Here is a 13,205-nt window from a genome sequence, read left to right on the forward strand (position 1 = left end):
TCTAGGGTACCGTGAATTGCGGCCCACAGCAAAGATGCGTGTGGGAAGCCACGCTAGGAGAAGCAAACACCGCGTCTATTTCTTCACAACCTTTTGCACCCATGCGGCCTGGCCTTCGGTCAGAATACCAAGCAGAGCGATTTGTTCGCAGTGTGAGATGAAATCCTGATAGCGCTTGGCCGTCTGCCTATCATTGCTAGCAGGCTCATCCAGGCTGATCCAAAAGACGCCGTCCCGCGCCACTTCGACGAGGTCGTCCAACAACCGTTTTTGATAACGAGAGATGCCGGTCGAAGATCGCGGATTTTCCGTCAAATAGTGAAGGATCGGCGAATCGCCGGGAATTTTCATTCGCATCGCCGCGACTTTGGAATCATCGACGGCAGGTAAATCGGGCGGTTCGGCCGGTAAGGTGCGTTCGGCAGTGAGTTGCTCCCACCGCTCCTGTTGTTGCGGCGTGAGCAGATCCAGCAGCGCGGCATCGTTCTGCTTGGTAATTGTCGCCCATTCTCCACGGGGCCGTTGATAGTAAATCGGCAACGTCTTTGCCAGTTGCCGCAGTTCCTGTATTTGCGGTTCAGTCATTCCCAGTTTTGTTTGCGTAACCGCATGGAACAAAGCCTTTGAACTGGCGCTGGACAGATAGCGTTGCGTCATGAAAGCGGTCTGCTGTTTCGTAAGCAACCCCAACTCCACCGCAACGCGTGCATGAAAGAGAGTCTCTTCACGTCTCTTAGAACTGCGCGCTAAATATGCCCGATACGCGTCGACAGTCTCGGCAAAGTACTGCGAATCAGCACGGACAGAAATGTCGCGGCCTTCTTGTACAATATCGTCTAGCTTGGTGAGCACGGCGGCTTGTGCATCGCTCAGCGGGAGAACCTGTGTCCAAAAGCGATGTGCGGAGAGTGACCCGATCCGATTCAGCGGTCCACATTCTCCGGTGAACAACATTTCAAAGCGGACCCCTTCTCGGAGACGTCGAAGTTCTTCCGCTTCGGAGATGTCTCCGGTTTTTGATTCCTCGGTCGCTCCACCGGTCGTCGTAACCTGCTGCCCCTGTGGTTGATCGTTGCCCCCAGCAACCACGGTCGCCGAAGCGAGCAGCAAACCCGCGAACGCAAAGACCAACCGCTTCGCCCCGCGGCGCTTCGCTCGCGTTTGAGCGTTGGCATCTCCGATCATCATCGAATCCCCTCATGAACGCTTGTGGATTGTAGTTTCCGGAACATTCAATTTATCGTCGGTCCAATCATTGGGGGAAGATGAATCGGATGTACAAACGGAAGAATCTTTGAATGTAACGCAAATGTGACATGAAGCATGGGCGCCGCTAGGGACTCAAATAACACGACGTCACTTATTCCTCAGTCGAGTCAATCTTCCCCCCATGCTCCAGCGCCGAAGCCGTCTTACACCCAACAATCGCTGGAGCTTCGTGGATCAAATCATCGTTCGTCAGCGCTTCGACCATGAACAGGGCGAAGTCGATGCGGCGGGTGAGGTTGCTTTTGAGGATCGGATCGCCGACGTGGTGGCTCCAGACGGGGAGTCCTTCGCTGGGTCCCTCTTCGAGGTCGCTACCGCGGACGACGGTCCAACGTGTGTCGCTGGCGAAGATGCGGCGGCAGGCTTCGACTTGATCGTTGAGGTCGACCAATCGTGCCAGCCGCACGATAAAGCTGATACCTGCCACAAGCACTTTGAACAATGTTGAGTAGACATCCTGGCCATCGCGGGTGATGTGCCAACCGCAGGAGAAGATCAACCGCGCCCCCGGCGGCGCGTAGTCCATCACCGCTTGAGCCGTGCCGGAGGCATAATCGTGTACACCCCACGGGGCGAGCACCGTGAGGACACCGTCACACCCCTGGACCGCTCGCTTGATCAAATCGCGGTCGTTGGTTGGACCGGGCATGATCGTGATTTGGTCCTGGAACGCATCGAGCTTGGGGACGCTCTTTTCGCGACAGACGCCCACAACCTCGTAACCCCGGTCGAGCGCGTGCTGCACCATGTATTTGCCGAGTTTCCCGGAAGCGCCGACGATACAGATTTTCATTGAGTCGTTATTCCTGCCTGTTCGCGAAATCAACGTGCCTTACTGTTTTTATAGCTCATAAAGCGGGCCCTACGATACTGCCTGCAACGACGAAACAACATACCACCAGCCCGGTTTCTTCACGCCGCCGATTGCATCTGTTATCCTCTCTGATCGTTGATTTTTCAGTATTCCCGGGGACAGTGCGCCCCGAGTTAGTTATTTATCGAGAGCGAAACGTCGTGTTGTTAGTTGTGCAGAAATTTGGGGGAACCAGCGTCGCGGATGCTGATAAAATCAAGGCGGCCGCTGCACGGGCAGTGAAGGCCAAACGGTTGGGGCATCAGGTCGTGATGGTGGTCAGTGCCCGCGGTAAAAAAACCGACGAGTTGGTCGGATTGGCGGCGGAAATTACCGAGACGCCGCCGGCGCGGGAAATGGATATGTTGCTCTCGACCGGCGAACAGGAATCAGTCGCGCTGATGGCGATGGCGGTGCAGACGTTGGGCGAAGAGGCGATCAGCCTGACCGGGGGGCAAATCGGGATTGTCACCGATTCGACGCACACCAAAGCCCGCATCCGCAGCATCTCGACCAATCGAATGCGGCAGGCGCTGAAGGAAGGCAAAATCGTGATCGCCGCTGGGTTTCAGGGAACCGATGAGGACTTCAACATCACCACACTCGGTCGTGGCGGCAGCGATACGACGGCGGTCGCCTTGGCGGCCGTGTTGCAAGCGGATGTCTGTGAAATCTATACCGATGTCGAAGGGGTCTTCAGCACCGACCCGCGGATGGTGGAAGCCGCCCAAAAAATCAACCGCATCTCCTACGACGAAATGCTGGAGTTGGCCAGTTTGGGAGCGGGAGTGATGCACTCGCGGTCGATCGAATTCGCCGACAAATTCCGCGTGCCGATCCGTGTGCGTCCCGCCTATTCCGATGCGGAGGGAACTTTGGTTGCTCCTGAACCGGCGGATCATCTGCCGGTGGTCACGGGAGTGGCCTTTGTGCGCGATGAAGCCCGCGTCAGTTTGTCGAAGTTGCCCGACCGTCCCGGTGTGATGCAGGTTGTGCTGCAGAAAATGTCGGAGCGCAAAATCCCCGTCGATATGATCGTTCAAGACGTGGGGGACGGCGGTTTGGCCGAGGTCTCCTTCACCGTCCCGCAAAATGACCTCGCCGAAACTTTGACCGCCGCTGAGGCCGCCATTGAAGAATTGGGCGCGGGGAAAGTCTTGCACGGCACGAATCTCTCTAAGGTTTCGGTCGTCGGTGCGGGTATGCGGCGGCATACAGGAGTGGCAGCCCAGATGTTTCAAGCGTTGTGTGATGCGGAGGTGAACATCGGCATGATCACCACCAGCGAAATTAAGATTTCCGTGCTGGTCAGCCGAGATCAATGCGAGGCAGCCGTCCATGCGGTCCATGCGGGATTTGGATTGCACAAGGAACACGCGCAGACCCCGCCACTGGGACAGGCGCATGCCCCGGTAACAGGGACCGCGACGTTTACGAATGAAGAGTGGGAAAACGATGTGATCGCCAAATTGTCGTCGATGGAAGATATCGTCGTCAGCGATGTCCGCCTGGATCGCGAACAATCGCTGGTCACAATCAGCAACATCCCGGACACCCCCGGCATTGCCGCCGATCTGTTCAGCGCCAATGCCAAGGCAGACGTGATGGTCGATATGATTGTGCAAAACATCAGCCACAGCGGGTTGGCGCATCTTTCCTTCACAGTCCCCAAAGCGCAGTTGCAAACCAGCTTAGACGTTACTCGTGCAGTGGCTGAGAAATGGCCAACGGCGGAGCTGAATTCTCAGGATCACATCGCAAAATTGACGGTCACCGGCATCGGTCTGCGTAGCCATACGGGCGTGGGAGAACGAATGTTCCACGCGCTAGCGGCGGCCAATATCAACGTGCAATTGATCAATACCAGCGAAGTCCGCATCAGCACGGTGATCGACCTGGAGAGCGGCGAAGCGGCGCATCGCGCGGTGCTGGAGGCGTTTGGGTTGGAGGGATGATGTTACCCCCGACGAGGGTGGCAGCGATTACGCAGTAATCGGTGTGCCGTCAGGCACAAAAGGCAGCAATGTCAGCCGTCCCTGCCGATGAAGTATCACCTATTGTGCAGAGCGAAAGCAGCGGCTTCCTGCTGGCTTCGCCCGCCCCGATAGCGAAGCTATCGCGGCCACCCTGAAAGGTGATGGTCGATTAGATAGTAGCTTGCTTTAAAATCTCTGCCAACTCCGACGAAAAGCGACTGCGAGGCAATACTTCATTGCAACCGGCATCACGCGCCGCTTGGAGTTTGGCTGTTGCCACGTGCGAACCGTAGGCGATCACGTACGGGCGGTCCGTTGCGGACAAACGAGCGATGACCTCCGCCGGCACGATCGACGGTTGGGCGAGATCGATAATCACCAGCCGATACCCGCCGGCAGCGGGGCCGGGGATTTCTTCGGGAATCGACGCCCGTACATCCATATGTAGGCCCACGGCCTGGGCAGTGCCGGTGATCTTGCTAGTAAAAAACAGGTCGCCGCTGAGGAGTAGGGCAGTGGGGGCGGGGGCGGAGTCGTCAGGCATTACTGCAACAAACTCCGCGTGAGGACTTCCTGTGCTTTTTCAAAATACGGCTGCCACTCGATTTCCGGTTGGCCGGTTTTGAGGCAGTCCCGCAATTTTTGCAGAGTATTGCGAGCCATGTGTGGGCAGCGGTTACAGGCACAGGTCTCCCCGGTCGATTCCATGACGCCCGGGACCGGTAAAAAAGTGTGTTGCGGCGCGGCCTTCTCCAAGGGATGGATCATTGCCGATTCGGTCGCGACGAGATACGTTGTCGGTTTGGTGACCTCCATCACATGTCGCCGCATTTTTTCCGTGCCGCCGATGAAGTCACTCTCATCCAAAATCGACTTAGGGCATTCCGGATGGGCGATCACTTGGCTGCCGGGATTATTTTTCTTCACCCGCCGCATGTCCTGGATGCTGAAGATTTCATGCACCATGCAACTGCCGGGCCAAAGGATCATATCACGGCCGGTGACCTCAGACAGGTATCGTCCCAGATGCTGGTCGGGGACAAACAGGATTTCCTTGTCCGTCGGAACGCGATCGATGATTTCGCGAGCATTGCCGCTGGTGACGATCCAATCCGACAAGCTTTTAACAGCGGCTGAGGTGTTGATGTACGAGACGGTCTCAAAGTCGTGCCCTTTGGCACGCAAGTCCGCTTGGTAGGCGGCCAACTTTTCGGCTGGGCAACTTTCAGCGAGGGAACAGCCAGCCAAGAGATCAGGCAGCAGGACCGTCTTTTCCGGATTGAGAATTTTGGCTGATTCGGCCATGAAGTGCACACCGCAAAACACGATCGTCGAGGTCGACACTTGCGTCGCATCCCGGGCCAGTTTCAGGCTGTCGCCATTGAAATCGGCCACATCTTGGATTTCGCCATCCACGTAATAATGCGCGAGAATCGTGGCATCCTTTTCGACCTTCAGACGGTCGATTTCGTCCATCAACTCCAACGGATCCTCGTAGTCCTCCGGCTCCGTCACCGTGAGGGGGGACAATTTCAACGTCGAATTTTCAGCAAACTCTGACATTTCTCCGCAATCTCTATCTGTCTAGAACCGTTTTTTGGCCAACTGGGGGATTATATCCCTAGGGATGCCAAAATATTAGCGTCTGCGTCAGAAATATCACCCTTTGACTGAGACTCGGCTAGCTGTTCAGCTTCTGTAACACGACTGCGAGACGGACGGCGATCTCGGCGATGGCCTCGTGTTGCTTCGTGTCTTTCAACGACCCATCCTCAGAAAATGCTTTGTGTGCTGCGGAAATCGCCATTTGTTGCGGCAGGACGAGCACTTTTATGTTGGACAGTATGGACCGCAGGTGAACAAGTCCTCGCAAGCCCCCCAAACCACCGGGCGAAGCACTCATGATTCCGGCGACCTTTCCTGTAAACGAACTCAGCGCCGGTTCGTCGGGAGTCGCCTTGCGGGACGCCCAATCGATAGCATTTTTCAGCACCGCTGAGAGCGAACTGTTGTATTCCGGTGAAGAAATCAGCAGCCCGTCGTGGGTCGCCATTAACTCCTTGAGGCGCAGCGCCCCCGGCGGCAATCCGTGAGCCTCTTCGTCATCTTGATCGTAGAGCGGCAATTCCAAATCTCGCAGGTCAATCACCGTCACCTCAGCCCCGGCGGCGCGGGCGGCATTGGCGGCGACGTGGATCAGTTTTTTGTTGAATGAATCAGTGCGTGTACTGCCGGCAAATGCCAAGATTTTAGGTGTGGACATGGGTTCCTCGAATTCAATGAAAACGTAGCGGGAAGCATTTTTGGGTTTGGGTAAGAAGATTAACCACAAAAGAAACGAAAACCACGAAAACAATGCAGAGAAATTGACAATGCTTAGCGACGCTGCAGTAGAACTCCCAGCAAAAAGATTTGGAAGCAAATACTTCGGTTCTTTTTCGTGTCTTTCGTTTCTTTCGTGGTTATATTTTTTCTGTTATTGCAGCCAAAGACTGCGAGAGGATGCTAATGGTTGAGAGTGACCGCTCGAGAACATAGCATAGCAGGCCACCGTCACGGGAAAAGATAAAAACCGCACGAAGGAATCTACCACGATGAGCAAAATCCGTTGGGGCGTTCTGGGCGTCGCCAAAATCGCGACCGTCAAAGTCATCCCCGCCATGCAACAAAGCGACCTGTGCGAAATTACGGGCATTGCCTCGCGGACGGCGGAAAAGTCGCGGGCTGCTGCTGAGCAGTTGGGAATCGCCAAAAGTTATGGGTCTTATGAGGACCTACTGGCGGACCCTGACATCGATGCGGTTTATAATCCGCTCCCCAATCATCTGCACGTCCCCTGGTCGATCAAAGCGCTCGAAGCTGGCAAGCATGTGCTCTGTGAAAAACCGATCGGACTGACATCCGCTGAGGGCCAGCAACTGGTCGATGCGGGCAAGGCACATCCGCAACTCAAGTTGATGGAGGCCTTCATGTACCGCCACCATCCCCAATGGGTGAGGGCCAAAAAATTGGTCAAAGAGGGCGGCATTGGCGAACTGCGGACGATTCAATCATTCTTCTCTTACTTTTTGAGCGACCCCGAAAATTATCGCAACCACGCCGATTGGGGCGGCGGCGGATTGATGGACATTGGGTGTTATCCGATATCGTTGTCCCGATTCATTTTCGACTCCGAACCGGAGTCTGTCAGCGGCGCAGTCGAATATGATCCGCAGTTCAAGATCGATCGCCTTGCCTCAGCAACGATGGATTTCGGTGTTGGGACAAGTACGTTCACCTGCGGGACGCAGCTCACTCCCTACCAGCGGGTGAATATTTTTGGCACGACCGGCCGCGTCGAGATTGAAATTCCCTTCAACGCCCCGCCAGACCGCCCGTGCAAAATTTGGCACGAGACGGCCGCCGGAATTGAGGAGATATCGTTTGACATCTGCGATCAATACCGCATCCAGGGGGATCTATTCTCAGAAGCAATACTGGGCAACACTCCCGTTCCCACCCCGATTGAAGATGCGGTTGCCAACATGCGCGTCATCGAGGCAATTGTGCGGGCAGGCAAAGCAGGGGCATGGGAACAGGTTTGAAGCGTGTGCGATTTTCACGCAGCGGATCCGGCGACTAATTCGAGTGCTTCGCAAAGGTCGGCGATCGAATCAACGACTCGTCCCGGTTGGTAAGCGAAATTGACCAGATCGTCTCGACAAGTGCCTCCGGAGAGGACCAGCACGGTGTTGTAACCCATCTCAACGCCACCCAGGATATCGGTTTCCATGGTGTCGCCAATCATGGTGACCTCGGACGTTGCTAAACCCAATTCTTTGCGCGCGTGACGCATCATAATTGGGCTTGGTTTTCCGACGCTGAATGCCTTCTGACCGGTTGCGGTTTCTAGCATGGCCACAATGGCTCCACAGCCTGGTCGAAGTCCGTGTTGGGTCGGGCAATTCGGATCCATGTTGGTCGCAACCAATTTTGCGCCGTTCAGAATCATTCGGACAGCGGTTTCAATCATTTCAAAGTTGAAAGAACGCCCCTCGCCGACGACGACATAATCGGGATCGTGGTCGACGATTGAGTAGCCATTGGTATGCAGGGCTTGGGTCAGCCCCCCTTCGCCAATGACATAGGCAGTGCCGCACGGTTTTTGCCGTGCTAAAAAGCGGGCCGTCGCCATCGCACAAGTGAATACGTGCTCTTCTTCTACATTGATCCCCATCCGCCGCAATTTTGTGGCGACGTCGCGTCGGGTTCGTTGGCTGTTGTTGGTGAGAAACAGAAAGGGAATATCTTCCCGTCTCAGCTTCGATATGAACTCATCCGCGCCCGGAATCAATTCGCTGCCCCGATAAATCACACCATCCATGTCGATCAAAAATCCGTGGTTCATAACTAGGTCTTTCTCATGTTTTGTTTTGGCCTGAGGCCGCAAACTGCGAGCGATGGCCGTCCAGTCTTTAAGAGAGTGCAATTGATGTGCCAAACCGAACCGCCCGCCGACACAATGCCATAACCCATTAACACAAAAAGGCTTAAAGCATTAACGCAAAATGCACCTCCCACGCATCGGCTTGGTGATGCCGCGCCTAGCGGCATTCCCAAGGAGGTTGACCCGATATTCGGCTAAGCGGGTTGCCAAGGGAGAATGAAGAGAGAGTTCGTCACGCACCAATCGCCGCCCGAATAATACCCGGGGCATTTGAAGAGTGGATGAACCGTCGAACAGGAATTCATGAAGCCTGGGCGGAATCTGATCGGGACCGGTTTCTCAACCAATCGCAGGCGGCAATTGATTTACGCTGCGCTGGGCGCGAAATTATGCGCTGCGGTCAATCTGTAACTCAGGTGACGTGGCTACGCGATGACTTTGCAGTCGGGCAACTGTTCTTGCAGTTCTTGAACGCCCGCTTCGGTCAGCTCGGTTTTCTTCAACTCGATCGTCTTGAGTTTGGTGAGCTTTTTGAGGTGCTCATTCCCCGCATCCGTGATGTGCGTACGGTAGAGCAACAACACCCGAAGATTGGGCAGCGCGGTCAAATGTTCCAGACCGTCATCGGTAATCGACGTGCGTGACAAGGCCAAGGTTCGAATGCTGGGGAGTTTTTCCAACGCGGCCAAGCCTGCATCACTGATGTTGGTGGAAATTAAATCCAACGTGTCGAGGTGCGGCAGCTTCTTGATCTTCGCCAATTCCTCGTCGCCAAAATCCTCGACCCCTTCGAAGAACGCTCCCTGGATTTGGAATTTTTCGTCGGGTAATGCCTCGAGTGATTTGACGTTGAGTACTTTTTTGCCAGCCGTTTGAATTTTGACAAAGCCGCCAACACTCAACATCCACTTAACGACATCCGCTTCGCCGGTTTTTTTAGGGGCGGGAACCGTCTCGTCATCCGCCGCCAAAAATGCGGCGGCGACATCGTCGTCGTCCATACCTTCATCCAAAACGGGAAACGGGCTTCCAGAGAATTCCGGTTCCGGTTCATCGGCCGACGTTTCGAGAGTCGGCGCGCCGATATCACCTGCATCCGCCTCGCCTTTTTTGCGGACCTTCTTTTTCTTACGTTTCTTCTTCCGCCGCGGCGCCGCACGAGCTGGTTGCTGCATCTCTGCGGCACTGCTATCGCCTTCCGCTTCTCCGTCATACTGGTAAGCTGAGCCGTCTCCCATTGCGGGACCACTACTTTGCCGTTTGAAGAGGAACAACATCCCCCCTACGACCGCGAGAAAAATCAAACCACCACCAACGTAGACTAAAAGGTTGGCGATCGGAAAAGTACTTGGCATCTGTTGAGGCGAAGGGGCCGGATCCGAAGAACCGTCGCCTATCGGGCCAGGTTGTGGGCCAGGGAATCGTTCAGCACCGGATGGCAACGGAACAGTGTCCCCCGTCAAAGGAAAGATGAATACATTTCCTGCTTCGGTTTCTGCATCGGGCGGCAAGACCAGTGCGGAGAGTTCTGACTGCGCTTCGTCGCTGTACTTCTCCGGCAGGAGTTGCTTCAAACCCTCCCCACTAAAACTGACCGTCGGCTCAGGGCGTTGGGGAGAATCGTTGCCACTGACATAGTAATCGACTGTGATCACATACGGCCCCGGCGGCAGTCCCAAACGGTCGCCGTCGCGAATATCATAGCGGCCGCGGAGATCGGTGACCGCAGCGACCGTTCGCCCTCCCACTTGTTGAGGATGAAAAATGATACGGGCAAATGGTAACGGAGTGTCGTTCAGCGAGACGGCGCCGGCAACCGGTACCGGGTCGCCACCTATGCCCCCGCAGCCGACGGCACCAGCCATGGCTAGACCGGCGACAATCACCCCCATCAGTCCCAACCGCATATCCCGGGCCGACATCGTGTTACCCTTCCGCAATGAAGTCACTGTGGCCATTCTCCGCCTGAAAAAAAGTCTGGAATTTGGCAATTCGAGCGCGATTCAAAACGAGTTCCGCGCCCCCTAGCCTCATCCCAAGACAACGCCCAACTTATAGCGTGCACTTTGGCAGCACTGTTGTCAAGAAGTGTAGAGGCTGGCAATTTTGATTTTGCCAGTTCCCTTGAGCGAGCCGGACGGGTGAACGGGCCTCAGCGACCTGACATTTCAAGAAGTCGCTTGACCAAAACGTTGTCCTCCACGCGGAGAACGCCCCACTCAACAGCTAATTCGCTTTGCGCAGTGGCGTTGTTGGAAACACGAGCGGACAGGCCTGCGGTTGCTGAATCGACTCTGAAAAGTCGGTGCGATGGACCCAGTCGATGAATTCCCGCCGTTGTTGGGAAAGCTGAAAACCGGGTGCGGTATCGCCGTAGGCTCGAAGCTTGACCGTCCGCAGATACAACCCGGGGGCGATTCGCATGAGGTGCAAAATTGTGATTTTTATCGACCGCCGTACCATGAGGGCGAATAAACCCCAGGGACGTTGCGGCAGGATTCCTTCGTGGTACAGCATCCGTAATGCCCGCTTCTGGGCTTTGTTAGTATCAATAGATTTCTGCAAATTGACTTCGCGGTCCTCTTGATACACGGCCGAAGCATCGTTGTCATAAAAACCGTTGTAATGGCCGCCCAAGGTCATCACGATCCGAAAATCCTCTCCCGGCCCACCTTTCTCGCGAAAGATGTCATAACCAATCTCCCGGGCCAACTCGACCGGACAGGCCAATGTGGAATGCACGAAGAATCGCGGCAGAATGCCCGATGCCGGTAAGAATCCTCGCACGCCTTTGATCCGCAATGTGTTGTCGACAACGACGGCATATGAACAATAATAATCGTAATCTTGCTTACGGGCCGCTTCGATCCGTTCCAAGCGGTCCGGAAAGTAAATGTCGTCGGCGTCCCACAAAACAACCCAATCACCACGGCAGGCTTTGAGCGCTTCGGTCCGCGCATAACCGCGACCTTGGTTTTCCGGATAACTGATGAGGCGAATCCGATCATCGTCGATCAACCGAACAATCTCGGCGGTCCCGTCTGTGGAGCCGTCGTCCACCACGACCCATTCCCAATCCGTAAACGTTTGCTCTCGGAGTACTCCATAACAGCGATGGATAAACGCCTCGCCGTTGTAGACAGGAGTCATCACAGAAAATGTTGGTGTCTGCGTGCTACGCGGTTCCTTGGTGGTGGACTCCGCTATCTTAATGCTATTCACTGGCTTTGATTCCATCGAAGTTTTCATGCGGCATTTCGCCAGATCGTTGTGGGATCTTGAACCGTTTCCGTAGGAACGACCAATTGCAGATATCGGTCTGCGATGTTTTCGACTGTGAAGGGACTCATCCATTGAAATAACGTAGCCGCATCGACAGTGGGAGGCGCGGCTATAAATCCGACGACATCACGGATGATTCTTTCTTGGTCCAAGAAGTCATTGTGGCGGACCGTCATCGTTGCCGGATGAGTACACAAAAATGCGGCGGAGCTGTCGTGGTCGATCGTCGTTAAATTGAGAATCGGTTTTCCTGTCGCCGCATAGTCGACAATTTTACTGGGCAACTGATAGCTGGTGGAATTCCCCAAATTGATGAGGACATCGGCATTCGCGACGGCCTGTTGCGCCGCCGCAGGCGGCACGGTTCCGTGAACTCGCAGTGCGCTGCCGAATTTGCGTTGATACGTGGCGACGATATCGCTGCAATCATTGACAAGCCCGTACAGATGCAATTCCAATCCCCGCCGCGGTATTGTTTTGAGCATTTCCCCAAACAGTTCGAATAAAAATCTGGGGTTACGAATGTCGCGGTACAACGTACCAGTGTAAACCAGTTTGAGGGGTTCGGATTGCAATTGGCGATTCACAGGGCCACACGGCTGCGTCGCCAGTGGCGGGATGACATGAATTTTGTCAGCACAATCCGGGAAAAGATCACGATATCGGTCCGCTGTCTCGTCGCTAGTCACTGAGACCGCCGACGAGCCACGAAAGATGCGATGCTCCCAGGCTGTGTTTTTTCCTCGGTACAGCGCCGTATTGTTCGGGGTGCACTGATCCATGAAGGAAAACGGGTCGCCGACATCGACCAGCCAGGTTGCGTTGCGCATCTGCGAACGCAGACGGTGAGCAACTAAGTGCGACGTAAACGGAATCGACACCGAAACGACGGCATCGTAGCGATGTTCCTCGAGCAACCGGCCCGCCGTCTTAACCGCCGGCGTCTGCCATAGGCAATTGGAATCGGGCCAGTACAGTTTCTTCCAAGTCGCATCGTGACAGGCACGCGCTATTTTTTTTAATGAATGGCGTCCGACGTGTTGTGTTTCGCTGGACCGGCGATCCGTTTTCGGTGAAGCAATCGCACCGCCCGGACGCAGCAGTCCTCTCATGCGTTCGGTGAGGTTCCCCCCGACGCGGCGAATATGGAGTTGATTGTGGCATTCTTCACGCGGTTGTCCCGGCGCCCACCCGCTGATTACGTCGACGTGATGCCCCATTGCCGCCCAGCGCTGAGCAATGGCACCCCAACGAACGGCCCGTGGATTGACGGTGGGGGGATAGGAATAGGCGAGAACCAAAAACCGCATACCGCTGTATTGTCCGGTCCGGCGACCGGTCCTTGACAAAGTGATTCGAGATCATCCATGAACGCGAAACTGGCTGCACTAACAGGAAC

General features: G+C 55.3%; 11 protein-coding genes. 2 read left to right on the forward strand and 9 right to left on the reverse strand.

The window, feature by feature from the left end; all coding sequences use genetic code 11:
* Positions 1–75: 75 nt before the first annotated feature.
* Both CA54_RS18880 and CA54_RS18885 read right to left on the reverse strand, forming a co-directional pair.
* Positions 76–1,188, reverse strand: a complete 1,113-nt coding sequence (locus CA54_RS18880) for a hypothetical protein (protein ID WP_146372562.1) — start codon at positions 1,186–1,188, stop codon at positions 76–78.
* Positions 1,189–1,360: 172 nt separating this feature from the next.
* Entirely contained in the window at positions 1,361–2,062 is a 702-nt protein-coding gene (locus CA54_RS18885) for an NAD(P)-dependent oxidoreductase (protein WP_146372563.1), read from the reverse strand.
* A gap of 221 nt (positions 2,063–2,283) precedes the next feature.
* Between CA54_RS18885 and CA54_RS18890 the strand changes: the two genes are divergently transcribed.
* Positions 2,284–4,077 carry an aspartate kinase gene (locus CA54_RS18890; RefSeq protein ID WP_146372564.1) on the forward strand — a complete coding sequence of 598 codons (1,794 nt, stop codon included), beginning with the start codon at positions 2,284–2,286 and terminating at the stop codon, positions 4,075–4,077.
* A 190-nt stretch (positions 4,078–4,267) separates the two neighbouring features.
* Here the strand turns inward: CA54_RS18890 and CA54_RS18895 are convergent, their stop codons facing one another.
* The 3 genes from CA54_RS18895 to CA54_RS18905 form a co-directional block, all read right to left on the reverse strand.
* Complete coding sequence (locus CA54_RS18895; protein ID WP_146372565.1) at positions 4,268–4,642, reverse strand: hypothetical protein; 375 nt, start codon at positions 4,640–4,642, stop codon at positions 4,268–4,270.
* Positions 4,642–5,661, reverse strand: coding sequence for a quinolinate synthase NadA (gene nadA / locus CA54_RS18900; RefSeq protein ID WP_146372566.1), 1,020 nt, complete (start codon positions 5,659–5,661; stop codon positions 4,642–4,644). Before nadA ends, CA54_RS18895 begins: the two co-directional genes overlap by 1 nt.
* 118 nt (positions 5,662–5,779) lie before the next feature.
* Positions 5,780–6,361: an NADPH-dependent FMN reductase gene (locus tag CA54_RS18905; RefSeq protein WP_146372567.1), complete on the reverse strand. Its 582-nt coding sequence runs from the start codon at positions 6,359–6,361 to the stop codon at positions 5,780–5,782.
* 331 nt (positions 6,362–6,692) lie between these two features.
* Here CA54_RS18905 and CA54_RS18910 point away from each other — a divergent pair, with 331 nt between their 5' ends.
* Entirely contained in the window at positions 6,693–7,682 is a 990-nt protein-coding gene (locus tag CA54_RS18910; RefSeq protein ID WP_146372568.1) for a Gfo/Idh/MocA family protein, read from the forward strand.
* 14 nt (positions 7,683–7,696) lie between these two features.
* Here the strand turns inward: CA54_RS18910 and CA54_RS18915 are convergent, their stop codons facing one another.
* From CA54_RS18915 to CA54_RS18930, 4 genes are all read right to left on the reverse strand, one after another.
* Complete coding sequence (locus tag CA54_RS18915; RefSeq protein ID WP_146372569.1) at positions 7,697–8,485, reverse strand: TIGR01457 family HAD-type hydrolase; 789 nt, start codon at positions 8,483–8,485, stop codon at positions 7,697–7,699.
* 464 nt (positions 8,486–8,949) lie between these two features.
* Positions 8,950–10,446: a hypothetical protein gene (locus tag CA54_RS18920; protein ID WP_197532609.1), complete on the reverse strand. Its 1,497-nt coding sequence runs from the start codon at positions 10,444–10,446 to the stop codon at positions 8,950–8,952.
* Between the two features lie 304 nt (positions 10,447–10,750).
* The gene (locus CA54_RS18925; protein ID WP_197532610.1) at positions 10,751–11,746 is read right to left on the reverse strand and encodes a glycosyltransferase family 2 protein; all 996 of its coding nucleotides are present in this window, start codon (positions 11,744–11,746) and stop codon (positions 10,751–10,753) included.
* A 23-nt stretch (positions 11,747–11,769) separates the two neighbouring features.
* Complete coding sequence (locus CA54_RS18930) at positions 11,770–13,116, reverse strand: glycosyltransferase (RefSeq protein WP_146372572.1); 1,347 nt, start codon at positions 13,114–13,116, stop codon at positions 11,770–11,772.
* Between the last annotated feature and the right edge of the window lie 89 nt (positions 13,117–13,205).

This window comes from Symmachiella macrocystis (assembly GCF_007860075.1).
GTDB lineage: Bacteria > Planctomycetota > Planctomycetia > Planctomycetales > Planctomycetaceae > Symmachiella > Symmachiella macrocystis.